Source organism: Melaminivora sp., assembly GCF_032059615.1.
Classification (GTDB): domain Bacteria; phylum Pseudomonadota; class Gammaproteobacteria; order Burkholderiales; family Burkholderiaceae_C; genus Melaminivora.
On record NZ_DAMCAM010000018.1, the window covers coordinates 14344 to 39754 of the forward strand.

The 25411-nt window shown below is 69.8% G+C and carries 27 protein-coding genes and 1 riboswitch; of the genes, 13 read left to right on the top strand and 14 right to left on the bottom strand.

What is annotated here, in order from left to right; translation table 11 throughout:
• The first annotated feature begins 105 nt into the window (after window positions 1-105).
• Complete coding sequence (coaD, locus tag RT051_RS05860; RefSeq protein ID WP_313073549.1) at window positions 106-594, top strand: pantetheine-phosphate adenylyltransferase; 489 nt, start codon at window positions 106-108, stop codon at window positions 592-594.
• Window positions 595-718: 124 nt separating this feature from the next.
• Here coaD and RT051_RS05865 read toward each other — a convergent pair whose 3' ends face one another.
• The 5 genes from RT051_RS05865 to RT051_RS05885 all read right to left on the bottom strand — a co-directional run bounded on the left by RT051_RS05865 (window position 719) and on the right by RT051_RS05885 (window position 3905).
• The gene (locus RT051_RS05865; RefSeq protein WP_313073552.1) at window positions 719-1033 is read right to left on the bottom strand and encodes a BON domain-containing protein; all 315 of its coding nucleotides are present in this window, start codon (window positions 1031-1033) and stop codon (window positions 719-721) included.
• A 118-nt stretch (window positions 1034-1151) separates the two neighbouring features.
• Entirely contained in the window at window positions 1152-1721 is a 570-nt protein-coding gene (locus tag RT051_RS05870; protein WP_313073555.1) for a ferritin-like domain-containing protein, read from the bottom strand.
• Between the two features lie 40 nt (window positions 1722-1761).
• Window positions 1762-2178 carry a hypothetical protein gene (locus RT051_RS05875; RefSeq protein WP_313073558.1) on the bottom strand — a complete coding sequence of 139 codons (417 nt, stop codon included), beginning with the start codon at window positions 2176-2178 and terminating at the stop codon, window positions 1762-1764.
• 60 nt (window positions 2179-2238) lie between these two features.
• Entirely contained in the window at window positions 2239-2403 is a 165-nt protein-coding gene (locus RT051_RS05880) for a DUF1328 domain-containing protein (RefSeq protein WP_313073561.1), read from the bottom strand.
• A 146-nt stretch (window positions 2404-2549) separates the two neighbouring features.
• Window positions 2550-3905, bottom strand: coding sequence for a CHASE3 domain-containing protein (locus RT051_RS05885; RefSeq protein WP_313073564.1), 1356 nt, complete (start codon window positions 3903-3905; stop codon window positions 2550-2552).
• Window positions 3906-4061: 156 nt separating this feature from the next.
• Here RT051_RS05885 and RT051_RS05890 point away from each other — a divergent pair, with 156 nt between their 5' ends.
• Window positions 4062-4694, top strand: coding sequence for a response regulator transcription factor (locus tag RT051_RS05890; protein WP_313073639.1), 633 nt, complete (start codon window positions 4062-4064; stop codon window positions 4692-4694).
• A 112-nt stretch (window positions 4695-4806) separates the two neighbouring features.
• Here the strand turns inward: RT051_RS05890 and RT051_RS05895 are convergent, their stop codons facing one another.
• The 4 genes from RT051_RS05895 to gpmA form a co-directional block, all read right to left on the bottom strand.
• Entirely contained in the window at window positions 4807-5217 is a 411-nt protein-coding gene (locus RT051_RS05895; RefSeq protein ID WP_313073566.1) for a response regulator, read from the bottom strand.
• Between the two features lie 112 nt (window positions 5218-5329).
• The gene (locus RT051_RS05900) at window positions 5330-6091 is read right to left on the bottom strand and encodes a molybdopterin-synthase adenylyltransferase MoeB (RefSeq protein ID WP_313073567.1); all 762 of its coding nucleotides are present in this window, start codon (window positions 6089-6091) and stop codon (window positions 5330-5332) included.
• 82 nt (window positions 6092-6173) lie between these two features.
• A complete protein-coding gene (locus RT051_RS05905; protein ID WP_313073569.1) occupies window positions 6174-7610 on the bottom strand; it encodes a S41 family peptidase in 1437 nt (478 codons plus the stop codon).
• 103 nt (window positions 7611-7713) lie between these two features.
• A complete protein-coding gene (gpmA, locus tag RT051_RS05910) occupies window positions 7714-8457 on the bottom strand; it encodes a 2,3-diphosphoglycerate-dependent phosphoglycerate mutase (protein WP_313073573.1) in 744 nt (247 codons plus the stop codon).
• A gap of 93 nt (window positions 8458-8550) precedes the next feature.
• On the opposite strand from gpmA, the gene RT051_RS05915 reads away from it, so the two are divergent.
• From RT051_RS05915 to RT051_RS05930, 4 genes are all read left to right on the top strand, one after another.
• A complete protein-coding gene (locus RT051_RS05915; RefSeq protein WP_313073576.1) occupies window positions 8551-8958 on the top strand; it encodes a rhodanese-like domain-containing protein in 408 nt (135 codons plus the stop codon).
• A gap of 45 nt (window positions 8959-9003) precedes the next feature.
• The gene (gene grxC / locus RT051_RS05920) at window positions 9004-9261 is read left to right on the top strand and encodes a glutaredoxin 3 (RefSeq protein WP_313073579.1); all 258 of its coding nucleotides are present in this window, start codon (window positions 9004-9006) and stop codon (window positions 9259-9261) included.
• Between the two features lie 93 nt (window positions 9262-9354).
• Window positions 9355-9810, top strand: a complete 456-nt coding sequence (secB, locus tag RT051_RS05925) for a protein-export chaperone SecB (RefSeq protein WP_313073582.1) — start codon at window positions 9355-9357, stop codon at window positions 9808-9810.
• Window positions 9811-9882: 72 nt separating this feature from the next.
• On the top strand, window positions 9883-10884 hold the full coding sequence (locus tag RT051_RS05930; protein ID WP_313073585.1) for an NAD(P)H-dependent glycerol-3-phosphate dehydrogenase: 1002 nt from the start codon (window positions 9883-9885) through the stop codon (window positions 10882-10884).
• Between the two features lie 419 nt (window positions 10885-11303).
• Here RT051_RS05930 and RT051_RS05935 read toward each other — a convergent pair whose 3' ends face one another.
• The gene (locus RT051_RS05935) at window positions 11304-12785 is read right to left on the bottom strand and encodes an iron-containing redox enzyme family protein (protein WP_313073588.1); all 1482 of its coding nucleotides are present in this window, start codon (window positions 12783-12785) and stop codon (window positions 11304-11306) included.
• Between the two features lie 198 nt (window positions 12786-12983).
• Here RT051_RS05935 and RT051_RS05940 point away from each other — a divergent pair, with 198 nt between their 5' ends.
• Complete coding sequence (locus tag RT051_RS05940; RefSeq protein WP_313073591.1) at window positions 12984-14789, top strand: chorismate-binding protein; 1806 nt, start codon at window positions 12984-12986, stop codon at window positions 14787-14789.
• A 47-nt stretch (window positions 14790-14836) separates the two neighbouring features.
• Here RT051_RS05940 and RT051_RS05945 read toward each other — a convergent pair whose 3' ends face one another.
• On the bottom strand, window positions 14837-15196 hold the full coding sequence (locus tag RT051_RS05945; RefSeq protein ID WP_313073594.1) for a 5-carboxymethyl-2-hydroxymuconate Delta-isomerase: 360 nt from the start codon (window positions 15194-15196) through the stop codon (window positions 14837-14839).
• A 133-nt stretch (window positions 15197-15329) separates the two neighbouring features.
• Window positions 15330-15643: riboswitch (cobalamin riboswitch) on the top strand.
• A gap of 149 nt (window positions 15644-15792) precedes the next feature.
• Between RT051_RS05945 and RT051_RS05950 the strand changes: the two genes are divergently transcribed.
• From RT051_RS05950 to RT051_RS05970, 5 genes are all read left to right on the top strand, one after another.
• Entirely contained in the window at window positions 15793-17964 is a 2172-nt protein-coding gene (locus RT051_RS05950; RefSeq protein ID WP_313073597.1) for a TonB-dependent receptor, read from the top strand.
• Window positions 17965-18212: 248 nt separating this feature from the next.
• Window positions 18213-19259, top strand: coding sequence for an ABC transporter substrate-binding protein (locus tag RT051_RS05955; protein WP_313073599.1), 1047 nt, complete (start codon window positions 18213-18215; stop codon window positions 19257-19259).
• Complete coding sequence (locus tag RT051_RS05960; protein ID WP_313073602.1) at window positions 19256-20368, top strand: iron ABC transporter permease; 1113 nt, start codon at window positions 19256-19258, stop codon at window positions 20366-20368. Before RT051_RS05955 ends, RT051_RS05960 begins: the two co-directional genes overlap by 4 nt.
• Window positions 20365-21153: an ABC transporter ATP-binding protein gene (locus RT051_RS05965; protein ID WP_313073605.1), complete on the top strand. Its 789-nt coding sequence runs from the start codon at window positions 20365-20367 to the stop codon at window positions 21151-21153. Before RT051_RS05960 ends, RT051_RS05965 begins: the two co-directional genes overlap by 4 nt.
• Window positions 21140-21973 (top strand): (2Fe-2S) ferredoxin domain-containing protein, encoded by an 834-nt coding sequence (locus RT051_RS05970; RefSeq protein ID WP_313073608.1) that lies wholly within the window; start codon window positions 21140-21142, stop codon window positions 21971-21973. Before RT051_RS05965 ends, RT051_RS05970 begins: the two co-directional genes overlap by 14 nt.
• Here the strand turns inward: RT051_RS05970 and RT051_RS05975 are convergent.
• Entirely contained in the window at window positions 21958-22782 is an 825-nt protein-coding gene (locus RT051_RS05975) for a ScpA family protein (protein WP_313073611.1), read from the bottom strand. The genes RT051_RS05970 and RT051_RS05975 overlap by 16 nt on opposite strands.
• 90 nt (window positions 22783-22872) lie before the next feature.
• Window positions 22873-23079 (bottom strand): DUF3460 family protein, encoded by a 207-nt coding sequence (locus RT051_RS05980; protein WP_313073614.1) that lies wholly within the window; start codon window positions 23077-23079, stop codon window positions 22873-22875.
• Window positions 23080-23201: 122 nt separating this feature from the next.
• Here RT051_RS05980 and RT051_RS05985 point away from each other — a divergent pair, with 122 nt between their 5' ends.
• Window positions 23202-23684, top strand: coding sequence for an outer membrane protein assembly factor BamE (locus RT051_RS05985; protein ID WP_313073642.1), 483 nt, complete (start codon window positions 23202-23204; stop codon window positions 23682-23684).
• 50 nt (window positions 23685-23734) lie between these two features.
• On the opposite strand, the gene RT051_RS05990 is transcribed toward RT051_RS05985, so the two are convergent.
• Complete coding sequence (locus RT051_RS05990; protein ID WP_313073617.1) at window positions 23735-25393, bottom strand: acetolactate synthase large subunit; 1659 nt, start codon at window positions 25391-25393, stop codon at window positions 23735-23737.
• Window positions 25394-25411 lie beyond the last annotated feature (18 nt).

Sequence of the window (25411 nt, forward strand, 5' to 3'; positions counted from 1 at the left end):
GATGGGCGCGGGCTTGTAGCGCAAAAGGCCATAATGGCAGCCCTTTGACCTCGTGCCGGCCACCCCCCGCAGGGCACGGCCGGCGCCTTCCTGGAGACCCTCGCCATGGCGCATGTGCTTGCCGTCTATCCCGGCACCTTCGACCCCATCACGCTCGGGCACGAGGACGTTGTGCTGCGTGCCACGCAGCTGTTCGACGAGCTGATCGTGGCCGTGGCTGCGGGCCACCACAAGAAGACGCTGTTCAGCCTCGATGAGCGCATCGCCATGGTGCGCCGCGCGGTGCAGCACTACCCGCAGGTGCGGGTGGAGAGCTTTTCCGGCCTGATGCGCGATTTCATGGTGGCACGCGGCGCCAAGGCCATGGTGCGCGGCCTGCGCGCCGTGACCGACTTCGACTATGAGTTCCAGCTCGCCGGCATGAACCGCCACCTGATGCCCGAGGTGGAGACGGTGTTCCTCACGCCCAGCGACAAGTTCCAGTTCATCAGCAGCACCTTCGTGCGCGAGATCGCTTCGCTCGGCGGCGAGGTGGACAAGTTCGTCTCGGCCGACGTGCAGTCGTGCCTGCAGGCACGGCTGCGTCGCAGCTGAGATTGCACCCGGGTGCTGACACCAACGGCCGGACGCGCACGAAAAAGCCGCCCGCAAAGGGGCGGCTCCTCGCTGTTCCGAACCGTCCGCCCTGGCAGGGTCGGCTAGACCGGAAAGTCGGGCGTCAGGGGCGCACAACGATGCTGTTGCGCACGTCACGCACGTGCTTGGTGTTGCGGGCAATGGCCTCGGCGCGGTCCTTTTCGGCCTGCGACTTGGCAAAACCCGACAGCTGCACCGTGCCGTTCAGGGTTTCCACGCTGATGGCAGTGGCCGACACCGTCTTGTCTTCGGCCATCTTGGCCTTGACGGCGGTGGTGATGCCCGTGTCGTCCATATAGGAGCCGACCGTCTGCTGGTTGCGCGCCACCGAGCAGCCGGTGGAGACGATGGTTGCGCTGGCAACGAGGGCAAAGGCTAGAGCGCGTGCGTATTTCATGGTTGTTTCCTTCTAGAGTGGGTCTGTGAACTGAATGGTGCACGGGTGCGTGGAAAGTCCGCTGCGGCCTGTTGCACCCTCCGCTGGCCGAACGGTCGGAACTGACGGCAGCCCTGGCTCAACGCTTGAGCCAGTCGCTAAGCTCGTCGGCATGCTCTTCTTCTTCCGCCAGCACGCCCTCCAGCATGCGGCGTGTGGTCGGGTCCTTGTCGCCGATCAGCTCGACCATCTGGCGGTAGGTCTCCACCGCGATGCGCTCGGCCACCAGGTTGGCGCGCAGCATGCCCTTGAGGTCGGTGCATTCGTCATAGTCGGCGTGGCTGCGCTCGAGCAGCGTGGCCGGGTTCAGGTCGGGCGAGCCGCCCAGCTGGACGATGCGCTCGGCGATCTTGTCGGCGTGCGCCGATTCCTCGTTGGCGTGCTGCAGGAACTCGGCGGCGATGGCGGGCGACTCCAGCCCGTCGGCGGTGAAGTAGTGGCGCTTGTAGCGCAGCACACAGACCAGCTCGGTGGCCAGGGCGTCGTTGAGCAGCTTGATGATCGATTCGCGGTAGGGGCCGTAGCCTGGGGTCACGGCGCCGTCGTCGAGATCGACGGTGCCCGCCTTGCGGATGGCCTCCTCATCGAGCTGCAGGGTCTTTTGCTCCTGCCCGGGGGCGCTGTGGCCGTTTTTTTCTGCGTTCTTCATGGGGGTCGGTTCCTGCATGCGAAGGGTCCAGGGGCGGTGCTCAGCGGTCGCTGCGGCGCGACAACATCACGGCCATGGCGAGCGCGGCGCCCGCGGCGGCGGCCAGCAGCATCGAGCGGCCCGGCTGGTCGGAGACATAGCGGCAGGTGGCATCGGCGGCTTCGTTGAACTGGCGGCGTGCCCGGTCACCGGTTTCTGCGGCGTAGTTGATGCTGCGCGTGGCGAACTCCTGGGCGCGGGCGGCCAGGTCGTCGATCACCGGGTCGATGTTGTCCTTGACGCGCTTGACGCCATCCTCGGCCTTGTCCAGGGCGTCGTTGGCCATGTCACGCGCCGACTTGACGGCCTTGTCGGCGCCCTCGGCCATATTGCCGGCCGCGTCGCGTGCGGCGTTGGCGGTCTTTTGCGTGGCTTCCTGTGCGGCGCCCTGGGCGTTTTTCTCGTTTTGATTGTTCATGGTGTCTTCCTTGTCTGAAAGGGTGGTGAGGGAGGGGTTCGGCGGGAGGTGGTGCGGGCATCAGCCCCGCTTGAGCAGGCCCAGGATGAAGGTCACCACGGCCATGATCACAAAGATGAAGAACAGCACCTTGGCGATGCCCACGGCGCCGGCGGCGATGCCCCCGAAACCAAACAGTGCGGCCACCAGGGCGATGACCAGGAATACCACTGCGTAATGCAACATAGTCAGCTCCTTGTTCTTGCGTCTGCGTGGCCGCCCCTGTGGCGGATACGCTGGAGCGCATGGACAGAATGTAGGAGCAGGGCCTGTCGTGCGGCTGCCGGTTGCTGGCGCGCACGGCTGTAGGACTTGGACCCTGGGAGTTTTGCTCAGGGCGAGGGGGTGGCCGGCCCCTGGCGCAGCGTCGCGCTCACCAGCGTGCCCCCCCCGGGCGCGGGGCCGACCGACAGCGTGCCGCCCTCGGCCTCGACACGGTGGCGCATGCCCAGCAGCCCATGGGCCCGGGCCGAGACCTGTTGCGGATCGAACCCGGTCCCGTCATCGCGCACCTGCACGCGCACGTAACCGGGGTGGTCGGTCACCGAGACCAGAATGTCACTGGCCTGCGCGTGCTTGGCGATGTTGGTGAGCGCCTCCTGCACCAAGCGGTAGGCGGTGAGCTGGGCGGCCGGGCTGAGGCGTACGCTGGCCAGCTCGGTGCGCACCTGCAGGCCGCTGCCTGCGGCGAACTCTCGCGTCAGGATCTCCAGCGTCGCCGTCAGCCCCAGGTTGGACAGGGAAGAAGGCCGCAGGTCTTCGATGATGTTGCGCTTGAGGGCAATCACGCGGTTGAGCGACTGGCTCAGGTGCTCCAGCCGGTCAGTGGTCTCGGGCAGGCCGGGGTCGAGCCGTGCCTTCAGCCGTGCCACGTCCAGTTTGGCCGCCGTCAGCAGCGCCCCGAGCTCGTCGTGCAGCTCGCGCGCCAGCAGGGCGCGCTCATCCTCCCGCACCTGCTGCAGATGGTGGGCCAGCTCCGACAGCGAAGCCGTGCGCTCGCGCACCAGCTGCTCCAGGCGCTCGCGCTCGCGCTCGAGGATCTGCTGCTCGCGGGCATGGGCCTGCTGCAGGGCCCTTGCCTGACGCCGGTAGACGTACAGCGCCAGCAGGCTCAGGAAAGCGCCGAAGGCGATGCCTGCGCGCGACAGTGCCAGCGAACGGCGGATGCCGCGCGTGGCCTGCTGGCTGCGTGCCTCGCTGCGGTCGATCATCCGTGCCGTCAGCAGCCGAATGTCGTCCATGCGCTGCTGGCCCATGTCGGTGGAGAGCATGAAGCGCCAGGCGTCCTCGTTGCCCTGGCGCTGCAGCTGCACCGTGGCGCGCATCTCCGAGAGCTTGCGCTCCAGGTGCTCGGCCAGCTCGGCGTAATCCTTGTCGTCCTGCGGCGTGTTGCCGTCCATCTCGCGCAGCGCCTGCATGTGCGCGCCGATGCGCCCCATGGCGCGGGTGTAGGGCTGCAGGTAATGCTCCTGCCCGGTGAGCAGAAAGCCGCGCTGCCCGGTCTCGGCGTTGAGCACGTCCTGCAGCAGCAGCTCCAGCGTCGCGCGCGTGTCGCGGGCCCGTTCGAGGGAATCGACGGCTGCGCGCGAGCGCAGGTGCCCCACCTCGTTGACCACGACCAGCAGCAGCACCGCCAGCAACGCCAGCGGCCAGCTGGCAGCGAGCTTGCGCAGGCGGGAGGGACTCATGGACGGCCTTCTCCAAATTCCGGTGAGGCGGCGGGCGGAAAGTGCATATGATTGACCTGTGCCGCCATGCTAGCCGCAGCAAGCGTGCAGCGCGAGCGCATTTGAAACCATATCTCACACGGGTGCGCAGGGCGCACCCCCATGAAAGAAGGCTCAATGATCAATATCGGCATTGTGGATGACCATGCCATCGTGCGGTCAGGCTTGAAACAGTTCCTGTCCGAGCACGTGGACCTGCGGGTGGTGGGAGAAGCCTCCAACGGACGCGAGGCAATCGATCTGGTGCGCACGCACGACATCGATGTGCTGATCATGGACCTGTCCATGCCCGGCCAGAGTGGCCTGGATGCCCTGGCCATGCTGCGCGCCAAGGCGCCGGACATGGGCATCCTGATCCTCTCGGGCTACCCCGAGGAGCACTACGCCATCAGCCTGATCCGTCAGGGTGCCAGCGGCTACCTGAACAAGGAGTGCGAGCCCAAGGAGATCGTGGAGGCCATCCGCACCATCTCGCTGGGGCGGCGCTACCTCACGCCTGCCGTGGCCGACCTGCTGGCCCAGCAGCTCAACAGAAAGGACGATGCGCCCCCGCACGAGCAGCTGTCCGAGCGCGAGTTCCAGGTCTTCCTGAAGCTTGCCAAGGGCGAGACGGCCGGCGAGATCGCCAAGTCCCTGTCGCTGTCCGTCAAGACGGTGAGCACCTACCGCACCCGCCTGATGGAGAAGATGGGCCTGTCCTCCAACAGCGACCTCACCTACTACGCCCTCAAGAACAAGCTCATCGATTGATGGACGGGGCAGCCCCGCATGGGGTTGTCGGGCGCAAAAAAGACCAGCTTCGGCTGGTCTTCTTCATGGGGCGCCTGCCCCGCAGCGCTGCTAGCGCCGCGCCGCTTTCCTCCTAGGCCGCGCGGCCCGCCGTGGCCCGCTGGTGGCTCGAGGAGGCACGGTGGGCAATGCAAAAATCCACCAGCGCCTCGATCTCGTTGGACTTGTCGAACACGGCATCGACCCCGAGCTGGGCGCAGCGCATGCGCACGTCGGGGGTGGCGTAGTTGCTCAGCACCACGATCTTCTGGTTGGCCAGACGGTTGCGGCAGGCGGCCAGCACGCCCAGGCCGCTGCCCTGGCGCAGAAACAGGTCGACGATAGCCAGATCCCACTGATCGGCGTGCTTTTCCAGCCAGGCCTTGCCTTCGTCCTCGGTCTCGGCCATGCCGATGGCTTCGATCTGGGCCAGCTCCTGCAGGGCCCCGATTAGGTTTTCCCGGATGGTGGCGTTATCTTCAACGATATACGTGCGCAGTGTCACAAAACTTCCTTCCGACCCCGTGGTCGAAACGGCATACCCTGCCTTGAATGTGCAGATGAGAATGCGGCGATTGTGGCAGCCGCATGACCAGGGCGTCGTAGGAGCGGGCCTATCACGGCCGTCTGTGGTGCGTCCGACACACGGGGCAGGCAGGGTTGCGCACGGTGCGCATCTGCGTCCATTCCATGGAGCGCCCGTCGAGCATCAGCAGTCGCCCCGCCAGGGGCTCACCCATGCCCACGATCAGCTTGAGGGTCTCGGCCGCCTGCATGGTGCCGATGATGCCGACCAGGGGCGAGAACACGCCCAGCGTGGCGCACTGCTCCTCCTCGAATTGCGCGTCCGGGGCGAACAGGCAGGCGTAGCAGGGCGCCTGGGCATTGCGCGTGTCATAGACCGACAGCTGCGCGTCGAAGCGCAGGGCGGCGCCCGCCACCAGGGGCCTGCCGGTGTGCACGCAGGCGGCATTGATGGCCTGGCGGGTGCGGTAGTTGTCCGTGCAGTCGAGCACTACGTCGGCATCCGCCACCAGAGCGGCCAGCGCGCTCGCGTCCACGCGCTCCCGCACAAGGCGCAGCCGCACATCGGGGTTGATGGCGCGCACCGCTTCGGCGGCCGACTCGACCTTGGGCCAGCCCACCCGCGCCGTGGTGTGGGCGATCTGGCGCTGCAGGTTGGTCAGGTCCACCGCGTCATCGTCGACCAGGGTGAGCTGGCCCACGCCGGCTGACCCCAGGAACAGCGCCGCCGGCGAGCCCAGGCCGCCTGCGCCGACGATCAGCACGTGCGCCGCCAGGATGCGCTCCTGCCCCTCGATGCCGATCTCGTCGAGCAGGATGTGGCGCGAATAGCGCAGGAGCTGGTCATCGGTCATGGCAGGGCAGGGTAGGGCGTGAGTCAAGAAAAAAGGCCGGGCCTGCAGTCAGGCCCGGCCCCGAATGGCTGGAGCGAGGCGGTCAGTTTTCCTTGGGCTCTTCCTTGCGCTCCGTCAACGTCTTGCTGGCGATCACGGTCCTGCCCTTGAGCTGGTTGAGCGCCTGGGCCAGCTGGAAGTCCTTGTCGGTGCCGAACTCGGGCAGGCGGCGCTCGGCCAGGGGCTTTCTGGATTCTTCCTCCAGGCGCTTGCGTGCTTCCTCGCGCGCCTTCTCGCGCGCCGGGTCCTGCGCCTCCTCGCCCTGGCCGCTGGAGAGGTGCTTCTCCAGATCAGCCTCGCGCATGCGCAGCGAGGCGAACAGGTCGCCCTCGGCGGTCTCGTCGACCATCACGTCGGGCACGATGCCCTTGGCCTGGATGGACTTGCCGCTGGGCGTGTAGTAGCGCGCCGTGGTCAGCTTGATGCCGGTGTCCGGCCCGAGCGGGCGCACGGTCTGCACCGAGCCCTTGCCGAAGGTCTGGCTGCCCATGATGGTGGCGCGCTTGTGGTCCTGCAGGGCGCCGGCGACGATCTCGCTGGCCGACGCCGAGCCTTCGTTGACCAGCACCACCACCGGCACGCGCTTGAGGGACGCGGGCAGCCGCTTGAGCGGGTCGCCCTGGCCCCGGCGCAGATAGAACTCGGGCGAAGCCTTGAAGGTCGCCTTGCTCTCGACCAACTGCCCGTCGGTGGAGACCACCGTGACGTCCTCGGGCAGGAAGGCCGCCGAGATGGCCACGGCCGCGTCGAGCAGGCCGCCCGGGTCGTTGCGCAGGTCCAGCACCAGGCCCTTGAGGTTGGGCTCCTGCTTGTAGACCTCCTCGACCTTGCGCACGAAATCGTCCACCGTGCGCTCCTGGAACTGCGACAGGCGGATCCAGGCGTAGCCGGGCTCGATCACCTTGCCCTTGACGGACTGGGTCTTGATCTCCTCGCGCGTGACGGTCACGGGGAAGGTGCGGCTCTCGTCCTTGCGGAAGATGGTGAGCGTCACCTTGGTGCCTGGCTCGCCGCGCATGCGCTTGACGGCGTCGTTCAGCGACAAGCCCTTGACGGCCGTGTCGTCTATTTTTGTGATCAGGTCGTTGGTCTTGAGACCGGCGCGGAACGCCGGCGAGCCCTCGATGGGCGAGACGATCTTGATCAGCCCGTCCTCCTGGGTGATCTCGATGCCCACGCCGACGAAGCGCCCGGACGTGCCCTCGCGGAATTCCTTGAACGTCTTCTTGTCGAAGTACTGCGAATGGGGATCGAGGCTGGCCACCATGCCCGAGATGGCATCGGTGATCAGCTTCTTGTCATCGACCGGCTCGACGTAGTCGGTCTTGATCAGGCCGAACACCGCCGACAGTTGCTGGATCTCCTCCAGCGGCAGCGGCGTCATGGCGCCGCGCGCCACGGTCTGCAGCGACACGGTGGTCAGCGCCCCGGCCAGGGCGCCGACCGAAATCCATCCTGCAATCTTGATTTTGTGGCCCATTGAACACCTCTGGCGCCTGATGTGTGGCGCCCAATTTCAATATACCGCTTGGAGAAAACCCCGCGCAGCCGGTTCCCTGCGTGAGAGTCCTTTTTCCCTGCCCTCAGGCCTTGCCCTGCGAGGCCACGGCGGCCGCCGCGCGTGCCGCGGCCTCGGCGTCGCCCAGGTAGTAGTGGCGCAGGGGCTTGAGGTCGGCATCCAGCTCATACACCAGCGGAATACCGTTGGGGATGTTCAGGCCGACGATGTCCGCATCCGGGATGCTGTCCAGGTGCTTGACCAGGGCGCGGATGGAGTTGCCGTGCGCCACGATCAGCGCGCGCCGGCCCGAGCGGATGGCCGGGGCGATGGTGCCGTCCCAGTAGGGCAGCACGCGCGCCACCGTGTCCTTGAGGCATTCGGTCAGCGGCACCTGGCCGGGCTCGAGGGCGGCGTAACGGATGTCGCCGCGCTCGCTGCGCGGGTCGCCCGATTCCAGGGCCGGCGGCGGCGTGTCGTAGCTGCGGCGCCAGACCAGCACCTGCTCGTCGCCGTATTGCCTGGCCATGTCCGCCTTGTTCAGCCCCTGCAGCGCGCCGTAGTGGCGCTCGTTGAGGCGCCAACTGTGCGCCACCGGCAGCCAGGTGCGGTCCATGGCGTCCAGGCAATGCCACAGGGTGTGCGTGGCGCGCTTGAGCACGCTGGTGTAACACTGGTCGAACTCCATGCCCTCGGCCTTGAGCAGGCGGCCGGCGTGAGCGGCCTGTTCCACGCCCGTGGGCGTGAGGTCCACATCGGTCCAGCCGGTGAAACGGTTTTCAAGGTTCCACGTGGATTCGCCGTGGCGGATCAAAACGAGCTTGTGCATGGGTTCTCTGGTGAGGTTGTCAAAAGCCGCTGGAGCGGTGCGCAAAATCCGCCATTTTAGAATCGCGGGTTTGCCCCGCTCCAAGGAATCTCCGTGAATTTCATCCTCGACAACTGGTATCTGATTTTCCTGGCGCTGGTCTCGGGCGCCCTGCTGCTGTGGCCCATGCTCAAGGGCGTGGGCAGCGGCGGCGTGAGCGCGGCCCAGGCCGTGCAGCTGATGAACCGCGAGAAGGCCGTCATCATCGACGTGTGCGAGCCGCAGGAATACGCCGCCGCCCACGTCGGCGGGGCGAAGAATGTGCCCCTGGCCGAATTGAAGGACCGCCTGCCCCAGGTGGTCAAGAACAAGGCCGTGCCCGTCATCCTGGTGTGCGCCAAGGGCGCGCGCGCCGCGCGCGCGGCGGCCGTGGCACGCTCGCTCGGCTACGAGCGCGCCCAGCCCCTGGCCGGCGGCCTGGCCGCGTGGCGCGAGGCCAGCCTGCCGGTTGAAAAGGGCTGAACGCGCCTGCACCTGCCTTCTCGTACTCACTGGAAAGGAACCACCATGCAAGCCGTCAAGATGTACACCACCGCCGTCTGTCCCTACTGCATCCGCGCCAAGCAGCTGCTCAAGTCCAAGGGTGTCGAGCAGATCGAGGAGATCCGCGTGGACAGCGATTCGGCCGCGCGCCAGCACATGATGGAAATCACCGGCCGGCGCACCGTGCCGCAGATTTTCATCGGCGACACGCACGTGGGGGGCTTCGACGATCTGGCGGCGCTCGACGGCCGCGGCGGCCTGGCACCGCTGCTGCAGGGCTGAAGACGCCCATTGCATAATGGCGCTTCAAGTGGCCCGCTGCGGGAGCATCTCCCCGGCGGGCCTTGTTTTTGACCTTTTAGCTCTCCCGAGACCATGGCCACCGAAGAAACCCCCGTGTTCCAGATTCAGCGCGTTTACTTGAAGGACCTGTCCCTGGAGCAGCCCAACTCGCCCCACATCCTGCTGGAGCAGGAGCAGCCCAGCGTGGACATCCAGCTCGGCGTGGAGGCCACGCCCGTGGTCGAGGGCATCTTCGAGGTCGCCGTCACCGCCACGGTGCAGACCAAGATCGGTGACAAGACGGTGTTCCTGGTCGAGGCCAAGCAGGCCGGCATTTTCGAGATCCGCAACGTGCCCGAGGAACAGATGGGCGTGGTGATCGGCGTGGCCTGCCCGCAGATCATCTACCCCTACCTGCGCGGCAATGTGGCCGACACCATCACCCGCGCGGGCTTCCCGCCCGTGCACCTGGCGGAAATCAACTTTCAGGCCATGTACGAGCAACAGCAGCAGGCCGCGGCCGAGGCGGCCGAGAACACGTCCCAGTAAGCGGGCCGGCGGGCATCCACAGGGTTTCAGTGTTTTTTGTTTGAAACCGGCGTCAGGCAAGGACTTGCAGCTATGAAAATAGTAGTCCTCGGGGCCGGTGCCTGGGGTACGGCCATGGCCATCAGTGCGTCCCTGCACCCGGCGGGCCACCAGGTCAGTCTGTGGGCGCGCGATGCCGGCCAGGCCGCTGCCATGCGGGCCGGGCGCGAGAACGCGCGCTATCTGCGCGGCGTGCCGCTGCCGGCGGCGCTGCAGCTCGTGCACGGCGAGGCGGTGCAGGCCGCGGCCGGCGCCGACCTGATCGTGGTCGGCACGCCCATGGCGGCGCTGCGCGGGCTGCTGGGCCAGCTGAGCGCGAGCGCGGCGCCCGTGGCCTGGCTGTGCAAGGGCTTCGAGATGCCGCAGGACGGCTGCGACTTCGGCCTCATGGCGCATGAAGTCTGCGCCCAGGCCGCGCCCGGCCTGCAAGCGGGTGCCCTGAGCGGCCCCAGCTTCGCCCTGGAGGTGGCGCGCGGGCAGCCCACGGCGCTGGTGGCGGCCAGTCGCCATGCGGCGGTGCGGGAGGCGCTGGTACAGGCCTTCCACAGTCCGCAGCTGCGCGTCTATGCCAACGAGGACATCGTGGGCGTGGAGGTGGGCGGCGCCGTGAAGAACGTGCTGGCGATCGCCACCGGCCTGTGCGATGGTCTGCAGCTGGGCCTGAACGCGCGCGCCGCCCTCATCACGCGCGGTCTGGCCGAGATGACGCGCCTGGGCCTGGCGCTGGGCGCGCGGGCTGAGACCTTCATGGGCCTGTCGGGCCTGGGGGATCTGGTGCTCACCGCCACGGGCGATTTGTCGCGCAACCGCAAGGTCGGCCTGCTGCTGGCCGAGGGACGCAGCCTGCAGGAGGCAGTGCAATCGCTCGGCCACGTGGCTGAAGGCGTGTACAGCGCCCGCACCGTACTCGCGCGCGCCCAGGTCCTGGGGGTGGAGATGCCGCTGAGCGAGACGGTGGTCGATCTGCTCGACGGCCGGGTGCAGGCACCCCAGGCACTGCAGCGGCTGATGGCGCGCGACCCGCGCGGCGAATGAAAAAGCCCCGCACTGCGGGGCTCATCGACCTCGACACGAGGGCTGATGTTCAGAAGCGGTAGCTCACGCCCACGCGCACGACGGGGAACCATTTGTAGTCATTGATTTTCTCGTCGAGCTTGTAACGCCCCAAGCTGGCAGGCCTGCCCCATGCAAAAGCCCCGCGGCACCGGAGTGCGCGGGGCTGGAAAGGGGCGAAAGGGGTGCGGGTTGGGGCTGGAAGCCTCAGAGCACGCCGAAGAGCATCAGCAGCAGCACGATGGACAGCGGAACGCCGAGAAGCCACAAGATGATGGGCATGGAAGACCTCCTGATTGGTTCATGGTTGGGATGGCTCTCACCTTAAGCAGCCGCCTCGCCCGTGCCTGTACGCCCTTCCTCCTCGCGGACGTAGGCCGGGGCTGATGCGCGGCGTGCGTTCATGCAAAGCACTCGCTGCGAAAGAGCTGTGTGGCGCGCAGGCCCACGGGCGTCCAATGCTCGCCCGGGGCCATGGCCGCCACCAGGGCGGCGCGGCGCTCGGGCCCCTGCAGAGCGCGCAGGTGCGCCTCGAATGCGGGCACGTCCGGGTCCAGCGGCAGGGGCTGGGGGGTGGTGGCGCCGCCCTCGTCGATGCGCGTCTGCGCGGCGCGCGCCAGGGCGCGAAAGCTCGGGCGTTTGCGCGATGCGGACTGGTTGGCCGCGCCGCGCTCGTCCCAGGCCTGGCCGTCGGCACTGTCCTCGCCGCGCAGCCAGTCGTGGATGACCTGCAACTCATAGGGGCTGAAGACACCGAACATCTCCGCGCGCTCGCCCTGCAGCAGGCGCCAGAAGCGGCTTTGCGCCGCCGGCGCGCCGGGGGTGACCCAGCCGGTGTCCACCAGCGCCTGCATGAAGGCGGGCATCTGCTTCGGGTCGGCCAGCCACTGGTTGACGTTCTTGCCCGCCACGCGGCAGTAGTTGGAGTGCACGCCGCAGCCGGCCGGCGCCTTGGCGGCCAGGATGCGCTGCACCTCTGCGCCCAGGTCGAAGCCGGCGATGACCTGTGTGGTGCCCACGCCCGCGTCGGCCAGCCGGGCGCCGGCGCGCACGCGCTGCCAGAAGGCCTGGGGGTCGCCGTGGCGCGGCAGCAGCGCCAGCACCGCATCGCAGGCCTGGCGGGCGTGGCCGCTGTGGCCGTTGTCCACGGTCACGTGCAGGGTGAAGTAATAGGGGTCGATGCCCAGTTCGTTGAGTTCGTGGCTGGTGATGAGCAGGTGCAGCGGCAGCTGCTCGTAGCTCAGGTTGAAGCCGACCACCTCGGGCAGGAACTGCTCGGCGTTCCAGGCCAGGGCCAGCTGCACCAGGCCCTGCTCGTAGAGGGCGTCGGGCAGGCTGTCATCGTCTTCCACCGGGATACCATGGCGCGTCAACAGGCGCCGGTAGAGCAGGACGTGGTTTTTGTCGGGTGCGCCGTCGCCCAGCTCCTCCAGGTAGGTGTTGACCAGCGGCATCAGGCGCGGGTTGGCGGCGTGCGCCGCCAAGCCGTAGAGCCAGGAGCCGTCCACCAGTTTGGTCGGCGCCACGCAGCGCAGGAAGTGCAGGGCATGCGAGCGGTTGCCGAAGTAGCGCCGCGGCGCGCCGCCCTGGCGCTCGGCCAGGTAGGCCTCGTACTGCTCGGCCACTTGCACGGCGGCGGTCTCGCTCCAGGCGTGGAGGTCCTGCGGATCGTCCGGCAGCGTGTTGGGCAGGCCGGCGGTCTCCAGCAGCTTGCGGCGCAGCCAGTGCGCGGCGCGCGTGCGTGTGTCGGCGTCGGGCGTGCCCTGCTGCAGGGCGTGGTAGAGAAGGCGCGATGCGCTTTGACGTCGCAGTCGCGGCGTGGGCGTTCGGCTCGGTGCCAGGGCGGTGGAGGGCAGCATGGTCAGGGGGCGCCAGCGCGCCATGGTGTTTGGAATGAAGCCATGCTCATTGCGCGCGTCGGCGTCAGCTATCAATGCACGCCGCGCATGGCGGTCGGTGCCGTCCTACCCCCTGTCGTCCATTCGCGTCGGACTGCCCGGGGGCAGCGGTGCGATGCGGCTATGCTCTGCGCCCCATGAAAACCCCTGGAGTGCCACCTGCAAGGGCTTGATCCCGATTCGATGCAAAAAACCACCGCGCTGATCGACTTTGCCGACCCCCGGGACGGGCAGGCACCGCGCCTGCGTCACGCCTTCGGTTCGCCGCTGCGCGTGCTGCAGGCCCGCCAGCCCGGCGAGGTGCAGTCCCTGCTGCACGCGGTGGAGGACGCCGCGCGCGCCGGCCTGTGGTGCGTGGGTGCCCTGCGCTACGAGGCGGCGGCGGCCTTCGATGGCGCCCTGGCCGTTCACGAAGTGCCCGCGCAGCAGCCCGACCCGCTGGCCTGGTTTGCCCTCTATGACGCTCCGCTGCCCTGGCCGCAGCGCGGCGCTGCCGACGAGCCAGCCGCCAGCGTGGACTGGGCCGCTCCCCTGCCGCGCGCCGACTTCGACGCCGCGCTGGCGCGCATCCGGCAGGGCATTGCCGAGGGCCGCTTCTACCAGGTCAACTACACCGCGCCGCTGCCCGGGCAGCTGCGCGCCGGTACGCCGCGGGCGTTGTTTGCCGCCCTGCAGCGCGCCCAGCCGGGCGGCTATGCCGCCATGCTCGACATGGGCGACGCGCAGGCGCTGTCGGTCTCGCCCGAGCTGTTCTTCGACTGGCGCGCCGGCGCGGACGGCTGCGGCGCCATCCTCACGCGCCCCATGAAGGGCACGGCCGCGCGCGGCGCCACGCAGGATGAGGACGCACAGCGCGAGCAGCAGTTGCGCGCGTCCCCGAAGGAGCGCGCCGAGAACGTCATGATCGTGGACCTGCTGAGGAACGACCTCTCGCGCATCGCCCGGCCCGGCAGCGTGCAGGTGCCGCGCCTGCTGCAGACCCAGGCGCTGCCCACGGTTTGGCAGATGACGTCCGACGTGCAGGCCGCGACGCGCGCCGGCACGCGGCTGGCTGACGTGTTCGCGGCGCTGTTTCCCTGCGGCTCGGTCACCGGCGCGCCCAAGGTCGAAGCCATGCGCGCCATCCGTGAACTGGAGGCCGGCCCGCGCGGCATCTACTGCGGGGCGCTGGGCGTGGTGCGGCCCGATCCGGAGCAGGGCGCCGGCGCGATGGTCGCCACCTTCAACGTGCCCATCCGCACGCTGGAGCTGCACGGCCGCGAGGTGCGCTGCTGCATCGGCAGCGGCATCGTCTGGGGCGCCGAGCCCGAGGCCGAATGGCGCGAATGGGCCGCCAAGCGCGCCTTTGCGCTGCGCGCCAGCCAGCCGTTCGAGCTGCTGGAGACGCTGGCGCTGGAGGATGGCGTGCTGCGCCACCGCGCCGCGCATCTGGCACGGCTGCAGCGCGCGGCAGGGCACTTCGGCTATCCGTTCGAGGTGGCAGCGTTGCAGGGCTGCCTGGACGCGCTGGCGCGCGTGCACTCCGCCGGCCTGTGGCGCGTGCGCCTGCTGCTGGACATGCAAGGCCGCCCGCGCGCCGAAGCCTTTGCCCTGGCACCCACGGCCACGCCGGTACTGCTGGCGCTGGCAGACCGCCCCTTTGCCCAGGCACACAGCGAATTCGTGCGCTACAAGACCACGCGGCGCGCGCACTACGCCGCCTTCGCGCCGGCGCCGGACAGCGGTGTGTTCGACACGCTGCTCTACAACGAGGCCGGCGAGATCACTGAAACCACCTTCGGCAACGTCGCCGCGCTGCTGGATGGCCGCTGGGTCACCCCGCCCGAGGCCTGCGGCCTGCTGCCCGGCGTGGGCCGCGCCGAACTGCTGCGCACGGGCCGCCTGGCGGAGCGGGCGCTGACCCTGGCCGACCTGCCGCGCGTGCAGGACTGGGCTTTCCTCAACAGCCTGCGCGGTTGGTTGCCGGCGCAGTTGCTCTCATTGAAATAGCTGGAGGCCCTTTCCGGGAAAGGGCTGAGGTCGGATTTCTCTGCTATTTACAGCAGGCCCTTGACGTAGGACGGCCGGTCCATGTCCACGATCTCCACGCTCAGCTGCACCTGCACGCCATCGGGCCGGGGCGTGTGTTCGCGCAGCGCCCGCGCCACGCGCTGGCCCAGGTCCTGCCTGGCCTCGGGCGAGCGCCCGGACAGCAGGCGCAGCTGGGCGTGCACGAAGGCACGCTGCGCCGGGGCGGTGCCGATTTCGTAGCTGTCCACGCGCAGGATGCGGGTCTTCAGGTCCATCTCGATCGGCACCTCGGGGCTGGCGCAGACGGCGGCGTTCAGCGCGGCCAGCGCCTCGCGCTCGGGAAAATCGGGCAGGTTGGACGAGTATTCGACGATCAGGTGAGGCATGGCGGGAATTGCGTGATGGAGACGAAACGGCCTTGCGCCGCGGCGGTGCCGGCGCGGTGCCAGCGCCGTGCGCGATTGTTCCTCAGAACGTGCTGCCGCCGGCGGCTGCGGGCGGGCCTTGTCAGCCGCTACACTCGCCAGCTTCGCAACAGGTGCCCGGCCATGGCCGGGTTCAACGGGAACAGGGTGCAAAGCCCTGGCTGCCCCCGCAACGGTAAGCAGGTCCAACCGCTTCTTTCACTCAAACCAGGCGCTGTGCGCAGATCCGGGGTGGCATTGCCCCCTCGACCGCGCCCAGGCCGGCCACTGGCGCCCTACGTGGCCTGCAATGTGCAGGTGCGCGGTGGCGCCGGGAAGGCGAAGCGGCCGGCGCGCCGTGCCTCCGGCATCGAGGCACGCGTGCGCCACCTGCCAGCCCGGATACCGGCCTGTTGGGTGCTGCGCTGCGCGCCGCCGTTTCGGCGCGCGCCGCGCAGCGTGCGCAACGACCGGCTGCGGGGAGCAGCGATGGCGGCGTGCTCCGGGCTGGCTGCCAGCACAGGCCCGGGTCCGTCATCCATGCAGCAGGCGGTCTGCTTTTCCCGTGGATGACTCCGATGCCGCACACCCGTGCCCTCGACGCCCGCCAGGCGCCCGCTGCGCGCCCCTTCCTGTCTCTCGCGCCCCGAGCCACCTGGCTGGCCTGCCTGCTGGCCGTGCCGCCCGCGTTGGCCCAGCAGCCCGCCCCCGCCACCCTGCCGGCCGTGACGAGCACCGCCGCGCCCCACCCGGGGGCTGGACTGGGTCTGCGCCAGCCCTCCCTGTCGGGCAGCCGCACGGGCCTTGCCACCAGGGACCTGCCCGCCAGCCTGGACGTGGTGGACAGCGAGACCTGGCAGCAGCGCGGCGACACACGCATGGCCGATATCGTGGGACGCACCGTGGGCATGGTGCCGCTGTCCGCCTCGGGCTACAGCAGCCTGTCGTTTTCCGCGCGGGGCTTTACCGGCACCAACTCGGTGGGCATCGCCGAGGATGGCGTGCGCCTGTCGGTGGCCGCCGGCACCACGCCCTACCCGGCGGACGGCTGGGGCTATGAGCGCGTGGAGGTGCTGCGCGGGCCGGCTTCCATCCTGTATGGCTCCGGCACCGTGGGCGGCACGGTCAACGTGGTGCGCAAGCAGCCCAGCCGCGAGGTGGTGCGCGAGGCGCTGGTGTCTGCCGGCTCGCACGGCAGCGCGCGCCTGGGGCTGGGCGCGGGCGGCCCCCTGGACGAGACCCTGAGCTACCGGCTGGACGCTTACGGTCACAGCACCAACGGCGAGCGCGACTTTGGCCGTGCCAAGGGCGGCAAGCTGATGAGCACGCTGCGCTGGCAGCCCGACGCCCGCGTGCGCCTGGAGCTGCTGGCCGATGTGAGCGACCAGCACCCCGAACGCTACTTCGGCACGCCTGCGCTGAACGGCGCCATCGTGCCCGCGCTGCGCCGCAGCAACTACAACAGCGATGACAGCACCATCACCATCCGCGACCAGCGCGTGCGTGCGCGCGCCAGCTGGCAGGTGAGCGACTGGCTCACGCTGCAGGGTGAGGCCTACCACTTCAGCGCCGACCGGCACTGGAAGAACATCGAGGCCTACCGCTACGACCCGGCGCGCCAGAGCGTCACGCGCTCGGACTACCTGGAGATTGGCCACGACCTGCGCCAGAGCGGCAACCGGCTGGAGGCGGCCATCGACGCCGGCGCGCACAAGCTGGTGCTGGGCTGGGAGGCCACGCGTGCGCGCTTCTCCCAGGACAGCAACACGCCTTACCGGCCCGACCCGGCGCGCACGCAGACGGTGGTCTCCGCCTTCGACCCGCAGCGCGGCCAGTGGGCCAGCCTCGACCCGACGCTCACGCGCATCGATACCGAGGCCACCACGCACGACGTGTACGTCGAAGATGCCTGGAAGCTGGGCGATCGCTTCACGCTGCTGGCCGGCCTGCGCCGCGACGTGACCGAGCTGCAGCGGCGCGAACTGGTCAGCGGCACGCCGTTCGACAAGACCTTGGCCGGCACGGCCTGGCGCGTGGGTGGAAGCTGGAAGCTGGCTGCAGACACCAACGTCTATGCCCAGCTCTCGCAGGGGCACGACCCGGTGACCAACATCCTGACGCTGAACCTGGCCAGTCGCGACTTCAAGCTGACCAGCGCGCGCCAGGCCGAGGTCGGCATCAAGCAGGCCTTCGGCCAGGGCCTGGGCGAGTGGACGGCGGCGCTGTACCGCATCGAAAAGAAGGACATCATCACCCGCGACCCGGTCACGCCCTCGCTGTCGGTGCAGGGCGGACGCCAGCACTCGCAGGGGCTGGAATGGTCGGCCGTGCTGCGTCCGCACGCCCAGTGGCGCATCGAGGCCAACTACGCCTACACCGATGCGCGCTTTGATGAGCTGCGCGAGGCCGGCGGCGCCGACCGCAGCGGCAACCGCCCGTCCAACGTGCCGCGCCACAGCGCCAACCTGTGGGGGCACTACAGCGCTGACAGCAGCGCGGGCGCCTGGCAGGCATCGCTCGGCGTGCGGGCCGTGGGCGCACGCTTTGCCGACAACGCCAACCTGGCGCCTACCGGCGGCTACGTCGTGTGGGACGCCGCCCTGGCCTGGCAGCCGCGCGCCGGCACCACGCTGCGCCTGACGGCGCGCAACTTGGCCGACCGGCTCTACAGCTACTCGGCGGTGTCGGGCACGCAGGCCCTGGTGGGCGACGGGCGGCGTATCGATCTGACGGCGCAGTTCCTGTTTTGATGGTTGCTCTTGCCGTTGTGATGCTCGCGCGCGCTCGCCTGCGTGGGCGGGGGCTCCTTCCCTGGCTGGGTGAGCGGCGCCTCTCTCTCCCTCCCCCATTGGGGGAGCGTCGCCTTTCCCTTCCTCCCCCTCTGGAGGAGCGTCACCTTTCTCTCCCTCCCCCTCTGGAGGAGCGTCACCTTTCTCTCCCTCCCCCTCTGGGGGAGGGCCGGGGTGGGGGCCGGCCCGCCATGGGCACTGGGTCTGGCATGTACCAGCGTGGCTGGCCCCCACCCCAACCCTCCCCCAGAGGGGGAGGGAGCGGCATAGGGCGCTGGCTGGCGCTGCTGGCGCTGGCAGCACTCACCGCCTGCTCGCGCGGGCCGGATGCGCCGGGTACGACCAGCCCCAAGAACGCAACCGCCCCGGCCACGGCCAGCGTCTGCGGCCAGACCGTGGCCTACCCACAGACGCCGCAGCGCGCCGTGGCCCATGGCATCAACATCGTCGAGATGGTGCTGGCCCTGGGCCTGCAGGATCGCTTGGCCGGCTACGGCGGCGTGCGCGACATCGCGCGGCTGCCGCCGGCCATGCAGGCGCAGCTGGCGGGCGTGCCCGACCTGTCCAGCCAGGGCATGAATCTGGAGACGCTCCTGGGCGCGCAGGCCGACTTCGTCTTCAGCGGCTGGAGCTACGGTTTTCGCGCCGGCCAGGTCACGCCCGAGGCGCTGGCGGAGTACGGCATCGCCAGCTACGTGCTGACCGAGTCGTGCATCCGCCAGGGGCCGCGCGAGCGCGTGTCGCTGCAGGACACCTTTGCCGACCTGCTGGCGCTGGGGCGCATCTTCCGCGTGGAGAGCCGGGCCCAGGCGCTGGTCGATGGGCAGAGCGCACAGCTGCAGGCGCTGCGCCGGCAGTTGCAAGGGCTGCCCGCGCGCCCGCTGGTTTTTTTGTTCGACAGCGGCACCGATGTGCCCGTCACCGCCGGGCGCTTTGCCATGCCGCACGCCATGATCGAGGCCGCCGGCGGGCGCAATCTGTTCGAGGACATCGCCAGCAGCTGGACGCGCGGCAACTGGGAGGACGTGATCGCGCGCGACCCGGACTGGATCGTCATCGTGGACAACGACCGGCCCGCCCCCGACGGCAAGCGCCAGTTCCTGCTGGCCCAGCCGCAGCTGGCGCACCTCAAGGCCGTGCGCGAGCGGCGCTTCGTGCTGCTGGACTTTGCCGAGGCCACGCCCGGCCCGCGCAACGTGGCGGCCACGCTGCGCATCGCCCGCGCCCTGCATCCCGAACGGGTACCCGCGCCATGAGCAGCACCCCCGCCGCCATCGCCGTCGTGCAGGCCTTTGCCCGCCAGCGTCGCCACCTGGCACTGTGGCTGGCGCTGCTGGGCCTGCTGCTGGCGCTGTCTCTCACCCTGGCCATCGCGCTGGGGCCGGTGCGCATCGCGCCCACGCAGGTCTGGCACATCACCGCGCACGAGCTGGCCCAGCGCCTGGCGCTCGCGCTGCCCGCCGGCGACTGGAGCGTGTCGCAGCAGCAAATCGTCTGGCGCGTGCGCCTGCCGCGCGTGCTGCTGGCGGCGCTGGCCGGCAGCGGCCTGGCGCTGGTCGGCGTGGCCATGCAAGCCATGGTGCGCAACCCGCTGGCCGACCCCTACCTGCTGGGCGTGTCTTCCGGTGCATCGGTGGGCGCGGTGGCGGTGCTGGCCTACGGCCCGCCGGCTTTTCTGGGCACGTTTCTGGGCGCGCTGGCGCTTCCGCTGGGTGCGTTCGGCGGGGCGCTGGTCGCCTGCGTGGCCGTCTATGGCCTGGCGCACGCGGGCGGGCGGCTGTCGCCCGCGCGCTTGATCCTGGGCGGCGTGGCCATCGCCTATTGCCTGGGCGGGCTGACCAGCCTGATGGTGCTGACCTCGGACCAGCGCGACCTGGCCAATTCGGTGCTGACCTGGACCATGGGCAGCCTGGCCGGCACGCGCTGGGACGAGCTGGGCCTGCCCGCCGCCCTGATCGCGGTGGGCATGGCACTGCTGCTGGCGCAGGCGCGCGCGCTCAATGCGCTGCTCGTGGGCGAGGACACGGCCGCCACCCTGGGCGTGGACACCACGCGCACGCGGCGCTGGCTGTTCGTGCTGGTCTCGCTGGTCACGGGCACGCTGGTGGCGCTGGCCGGGCCGATCGGCTTCGTCGGCCTGGTGGTGCCGCACATCACGCGCATGCTGGTGGGCAGCGAGCACCGGCGCGTGCTGCCGGTGGCGGCGCTGGTGGGCGCCATCTTCCTGGTCTGGGCGGATGCCCTCTCGCGCATCGCCTTCGCCCCGGCCGAGCTGCCGGTGGGCATCATCACCTCGCTGGTGGGCGGGCCGTTCTTCGTGTGGATGCTGTGGCAGCGCCAGGCGCTGCGGGGCCTGGGCGCATGAGCGGCGGGCCGGCGTTTTTGCAGGTCGAGGGGCTGTCGTGGCAGGCCGCGGCCGCGCACATCGTGCAGGACATAGACCTGCATGTGCGCGCCGGCGAGCTGGTCGGGCTGCTCGGGCCCAACGGCAGCGGCAAGTCCACGCTGCTGCGCATGATCTGGCGCACGCTGCGCCCCAGCGGCGGGCGCGCGCTGTGCGCCGGGCAGGACGTGTGGCAGGGCAGCGCGCGGGACAACGCGCGCCGCATGGCCGTGCTGGCGCAAGACGGCGCGCCCGACTTCGACCTGGCCGTGCGCGATCTGGTGCTGATGGGCCGCACGCCGCACCAAAAGAGTTTTGCGCGCGACAGCGCCGAGGACTTTTCCATTGCCGCCCAGGCGCTGGCGCAGGTGGACGCGGCCCACCTGGCCGAGCGGCGCGTGGCGACGCTGTCGGGTGGCGAGCGCCAGCGCGTATTGATGGCGCGGGCGCTGGCGCAGCAGGCGCCGCTCCTGTTGCTGGACGAGCCGACCAACCACCTGGACGTGCGCCACCAGTTCGAGCTGATGAACCTGGTGCGCCGCCTGGGCCTGACCACGCTGGCCGCGCTGCACGAGCTGCAGCTGGCCGCGCATTACTGCGACCGGCTGTACCTGCTGCAGGGCGGGCGCTTGGTGGCCCAGGGCGCGCCGGCCGAGGTGCTCACGGCCGAGCACATCGCCAGCGTCTATGGCGTGCGCGCGTTGGTCATGGCCAGCCGGCACACCGGACGGCCCATGATCGAGTACCTGCCCGATGAACTGCTCTGACCCTGCCTCGCCCGCAGCCCCGGACGCGCTGCTTCCGGCGCCCTTGCAGGCCGTGATCGTCCTCGGCCGTGGCGGCTATGGCGGCGCCGTGCCGGCGGAGCTGGCGCGCCTGTGCGAGCGGCTGCGTGAACTGCTGGCTCCCGGGCATGTGGCGCTGGCCTGGGTGGACCGCGCCAGCCCCAGCCTGCCCGAGGCGCTGGACGAGTGCCTGAGCGCCGTGCCGCAGGCCGGGCACATCCTGGTGCAGCCGGTGTTTGCGCCGACCGACACGGCGCTCCTGCGCTGGCTGGAAAAGCTGGCCCAGCGCTGGCGCCACCGCCAGGCGCAGCCCGTCGAGCTGCCGCGCGTGGTCTTTGCGCCGGCGCTGGCCGAACTGCCGCAGCTGGCCGAGCTGCTGGCCCGCCAGCTGGGCCAGGTGCCGGCGCTGCCCGACGTCAGCCAGACCCAGCCCGAGCACTGGCAGCATGACCCACGGGCCTGGTCCGAGGTGCCGCAGTTTCAGCAGCACCTGCTGTTTTGTATGGGGCCGCGCTGCACGGCGCTGGGCGCAGCTGGTCTGTGGAGCCACCTGCGTGCGCGCCTGCGCGCCCATCCGCAGCTCAAGAGAACCGTGATGCCGCTGCACACCAGCTGCCAGTACCCGTGCAACCTGGGGCCCTTGATGATTTCCTACCCCGAAGGGCTGTGGTGGGGGCGGCTGGACGCGGCGGCCATTGACGCCGTCGTGGACGCAGGCCTGGCGCCCGAGGGCGCGGCGCGCACGCACCTGGTGCACCGCCACGGCGCGGGCGGGCCGCAGCAGCCTCAAGCCGGCGTGTAGGCCAGGCGCACGTAGATGGGCGCGAAGGCTTCGGCCTGGGTGATCTCGACCAGGGTTTCCTTGGCCAGCTCCAGCAGGGCAATGAAAGTCACGACCAGCACCGTGCTGCCCTGGGCCGGGTCGAACAGTTCCTCGAAGGGCACGAAGCGGCGGCCCTTCAGGGTCTTGAGCACATGGCTCATGTATTCGCGCACCGACAGCTCCTCGCGCGTGATGCGGTGGTGCTGCACCAGCCTGGCGCGGCGCAGGATGTCGCACCAGGCCTGCTGCAGATCCTGCACGCAGACGTCGGGCAGGCGCGGGGGCGCCAGGTCCGCGCCGCGCCCGACCTGCGTGCCCAGCACGTCGCGTCCCTGCTGGGGCAGGGCATTGAGCTGCTGCGCGGCCTGCTTGATCTGCTCGTATTCCAGCAGCCGGCGCACCAGCTCGGCGCGCGGGTCCTCGGGTTCGGCCTGCTCGGGGTCCTGCCGGCGCGGGGGCAGCAGCATGCGCGACTTGATCTCGATCAGCATGGCGGCCATCAGCAGATACTCGGCCGCCAGCTCTAGGTTGCGGCTGCGCACCTCGTCCACGTAGGCAAGGTACTGGCGCGTGACCTCGACCATGGGGATGTCGAGGATGTTGAAGTTCTGCCGCCGGATCAGGTAGAGCAGCAGGTCCAGCGGCCCCTCGAAGGCCTCAAGGAAGACCTCCAGCGCATCGGGCGGTATGTACAGATCCTGCGGCAGCGCGAACAGCGGCTCGCCGTACAGGCGCGCCAGCGCCACCGCGTCCGCGCCTGGGGCCAGGGCGGCGGCGGTGTCGGTCATGGTCTGGCTGCTATGCTTTAGGTAGCTGAAAGCCCGCGCCCATCAGGGGCGCAGGCGGCTTTCCATGCAAAAACCGGCCGGCTCTGCCGATCACTTGCCCAGCGGGAAATAGGTGTAAGGCCGGGGCGCCACGCGGCCTTCGCCGTACTCGCGCCACAGGTCGCGGTCCACCGGGCGGTCCCACAGCAGCGCGCGGCCCGCCTGCTGCTGGTCGTCGAGCTGCGGGCGCTCGCTCTTGAGGCGGTTGATGAACTGCGTGGTATCGGACTGATAGTCGGGACGGCGAAAGAAGGACATGGCGATGCAAAAAAGAGGGCTACATTCCTGGCAGCCGGGCATTTTAGCCAGCGGCCGCGCCAGGGCCTGGTCCAGGCCGCGCGGGGCGGCAGAAAGGAAGAAGCAAGGTGCCGACACAGTGGATGGGCAAGGCGACCGGGGCGCTGCTGGCGTTCCTGGCCCTGCTGGGCTGCGACGAGCAGCGCATCGGCGAGCTGGAGGAGGGGCTGTCCACCGAGGCCCAGGTGCGCGAACGCTTTGGCGAGCCCGACCGCGTCTGGCCCGAGGACGACGGCTCGCGCACGCTCGAATACAACCGCCAGCCCGCAGGGCGGCGCAACTACATGATCACCATCGGCCCGGACGGGCGCATGAGCGCGCTGCAGCAGGTGCTGGCGCCGCACCACTTCGCGCGCATCAGCCCGGGCATGCAGGAGGACGAGGTGCGCCGCCTGCTGGGCCGGCCGGCCCGGCGCATGACCTACGACCTCAAGCAGCAGACCGAGTGGGACTGGTACTGGAATGATGGCCCCGGGCGCGAAATGATCTTCACCGTGGTCTTCGACGCCGCCACGGGCCGCGTCATCCGCAGCGGCGCCAGCGAGCGTCTGCACGACGGTCCCTGAAGGCGGGATGGATACCTGCGCTGCCCGCGTCCGGGCGCTCGCAAGGTCCGTCAGGGCGCGATGCCACGCTTGAGTGCCTGCGCCAGCGGCTTGGGCAGGCGCTTGAGCGAGCCCAGCAGGTGCGGCAGCACGCGCAGCTTCATGCCCGTGAGCGTGGGCGGCACCACGGCCTCGATCAGGTGCGGCCCCGGCGTGCGCAGGGCGTGCGCCAGCGCCCGATTGAACTCCTCGGTCGTGGTGGCGCGCGTGCCCGGCACGCCCATGCCGGCGGCCAGCTGCACGAAGTCCAGCGCCGGTACGCCGATGTCCAGCTGACTGCGCGCCTTCTCGCCCGCGCCCACGGCGCCCACGCGCTGCAGCTCGACGTTCAGGATGGCATAGGAGCGGTTGTTGAAGACGATGCTGATGACGTCGAGCTTTTCGCGCGCCATGGTCCACAGCGCCTGCAGGTTGTACATGGCCGAGCCGTCGCCCGACAGCGCCAGTACCTTGCGGTCCGGGCAGGCGATGGCCGCGCCCGCCGCGCAGGGCAGGGCCTGGCCGATGGCGCCGCCGGTGAGCGTCAGCAGGTCGTGGCGCGGGCTGCCGGCGGTGAACATGGGCAGCATGATGCCGCTGGTCTGCGCCTCGTCCATGATGATGGCGCGCTCGGGCAGCAGGTGGCCAATGGCCTTGCAGACCTTGTCGGCGGTGAACTTGCCCTGCGGCAGCTCGGGGCGCCGGGGCGCTTGCAAGAGCGGCTGCGCGGCCTGCGCGCCGGTGGCGTTCAGCAGGCGCTGCACGCTGGCGGCCACGTCCTCATGCGGCGCGGCCAGGGTGTGTACCTGGCAGCCGCGCGGCACCAGGTCGCTGTCCTTGCCGGGGTAGGCGAAGAACGATACGGGCGACTTGGCATCGACCAGGATCAGATGCTCCAGGCCCGACAGCTGTACCGACGCCAGCTCGGCCAGATAGGCGATGCGCTCGACGTGCGGCAGGCCGGCGCCACGCTCCATGCGCGTCGGAAACACTTCGGCAAACAGCCGCGCACCGGTGTGTTGGGCGATGCGCGAGAGGTTTTGCAACATGCCACCCCGCAGCGCCCGGCCGCCCAGCAGCAAGGCGGTCTTTTTGCCGCTGGCGGCCAGCGCACGCGCGATGGCCTGCACGCGCGCTGCGTCGGCTGCCGGGGCCGGAGGCGGCGGCAGGCAGGTCTGCGGCACGCCGCCCTCGCCCCAGGACACGTCGGCCGGCAGGATCAGCGTGGCCACGCCACCCGGCGGACCCATGCAGGCAGTGAGCGCCTCGGCGGCGTCGCGGCACAGCTCGGCGGTGCTCATGCTGGTGCGCACGAAGTCGGGCGAGACGTTGCGCGCCACGGTCTCGATGTCGGACTGCAGCTGGGCGTCGTAGCGCATGTGGTGCGTGGCGTGGTCGCCGACGATGTTGAGCACCGGCACCTTGCCTTTTCTCGCGTTGTGCAGGTTGGCCAGGCCATTGCTCAGGCCGCAGCCCAGGTGCAGCAGGGTGGCGGCGGGCTTGCCGGCCATGCGCGCATAGCCATCGGCCGCGCCGGTGGCCACGCCCTCGAACAGCGCGAGCACGGCGCGCATGCGCGGCTCGGTGTCGAGCGCGGCGACGAAGTGCATCTCGCTCGTGCCGGGGTTGGAGAAGCAGACCTCGATGCCGGCGTCGGCCAGGGTCTTGATCAGGGCTTGGGCGCCGTTCATGGCGAAATCCTCCCGCTG

Bases quoted from the DNA above. Each gene is read 5' to 3' on its own strand.
- RT051_RS05985 (WP_313073642.1), top strand. From the start codon at position 23,202: ATGGGCAAGGCGACCGGGGCGCTGCTGGCGTTCCTGGCCCTGCTGGGC.
- RT051_RS05885 (WP_313073564.1), bottom strand. From the start codon at position 3,905: ATGAGTCCCTCCCGCCTGCGCAAGCTCGCTGCCAGCTGGCCGCTGGCG.
- RT051_RS05865 (WP_313073552.1), bottom strand. From the start codon at position 1,033: ATGAAATACGCACGCGCTCTAGCCTTTGCCCTCGTTGCCAGCGCAACC.
- RT051_RS05870 (WP_313073555.1), bottom strand. From the start codon at position 1,721: ATGAAGAACGCAGAAAAAAACGGCCACAGCGCCCCCGGGCAGGAGCAA.
- RT051_RS05900 (WP_313073567.1), bottom strand. From the start codon at position 6,091: ATGACCGATGACCAGCTCCTGCGCTATTCGCGCCACATCCTGCTCGAC.
- secB (WP_313073582.1), top strand. From the start codon at position 9,355: ATGGCCACCGAAGAAACCCCCGTGTTCCAGATTCAGCGCGTTTACTTG.
- RT051_RS05945 (WP_313073594.1), bottom strand. From the start codon at position 15,196: ATGCCTCACCTGATCGTCGAATACTCGTCCAACCTGCCCGATTTTCCC.
- RT051_RS05890 (WP_313073639.1), top strand. From the start codon at position 4,062: ATGATCAATATCGGCATTGTGGATGACCATGCCATCGTGCGGTCAGGC.
- RT051_RS05880 (WP_313073561.1), bottom strand. From the start codon at position 2,403: ATGTTGCATTACGCAGTGGTATTCCTGGTCATCGCCCTGGTGGCCGCA.
- RT051_RS05930 (WP_313073585.1), top strand. From the start codon at position 9,883: ATGAAAATAGTAGTCCTCGGGGCCGGTGCCTGGGGTACGGCCATGGCC.
- coaD (WP_313073549.1), top strand. From the start codon at position 106: ATGGCGCATGTGCTTGCCGTCTATCCCGGCACCTTCGACCCCATCACG.
- RT051_RS05980 (WP_313073614.1), bottom strand. From the start codon at position 23,079: ATGTCCTTCTTTCGCCGTCCCGACTATCAGTCCGATACCACGCAGTTC.
- RT051_RS05940 (WP_313073591.1), top strand. From the start codon at position 12,984: ATGCAAAAAACCACCGCGCTGATCGACTTTGCCGACCCCCGGGACGGG.
- RT051_RS05975 (WP_313073611.1), bottom strand. From the start codon at position 22,782: ATGACCGACACCGCCGCCGCCCTGGCCCCAGGCGCGGACGCGGTGGCG.
- RT051_RS05875 (WP_313073558.1), bottom strand. From the start codon at position 2,178: ATGAACAATCAAAACGAGAAAAACGCCCAGGGCGCCGCACAGGAAGCC.
- RT051_RS05955 (WP_313073599.1), top strand. From the start codon at position 18,213: ATGTACCAGCGTGGCTGGCCCCCACCCCAACCCTCCCCCAGAGGGGGA.
- RT051_RS05990 (WP_313073617.1), bottom strand. From the start codon at position 25,393: ATGAACGGCGCCCAAGCCCTGATCAAGACCCTGGCCGACGCCGGCATC.
- RT051_RS05950 (WP_313073597.1), top strand. From the start codon at position 15,793: ATGCCGCACACCCGTGCCCTCGACGCCCGCCAGGCGCCCGCTGCGCGC.
- gpmA (WP_313073573.1), bottom strand. From the start codon at position 8,457: ATGCACAAGCTCGTTTTGATCCGCCACGGCGAATCCACGTGGAACCTT.
- RT051_RS05960 (WP_313073602.1), top strand. From the start codon at position 19,256: ATGAGCAGCACCCCCGCCGCCATCGCCGTCGTGCAGGCCTTTGCCCGC.
- RT051_RS05935 (WP_313073588.1), bottom strand. From the start codon at position 12,785: ATGGCGCGCTGGCGCCCCCTGACCATGCTGCCCTCCACCGCCCTGGCA.
- grxC (WP_313073579.1), top strand. From the start codon at position 9,004: ATGCAAGCCGTCAAGATGTACACCACCGCCGTCTGTCCCTACTGCATC.
- RT051_RS05905 (WP_313073569.1), bottom strand. From the start codon at position 7,610: ATGGGCCACAAAATCAAGATTGCAGGATGGATTTCGGTCGGCGCCCTG.
- RT051_RS05970 (WP_313073608.1), top strand. From the start codon at position 21,140: ATGAACTGCTCTGACCCTGCCTCGCCCGCAGCCCCGGACGCGCTGCTT.
- RT051_RS05965 (WP_313073605.1), top strand. From the start codon at position 20,365: ATGAGCGGCGGGCCGGCGTTTTTGCAGGTCGAGGGGCTGTCGTGGCAG.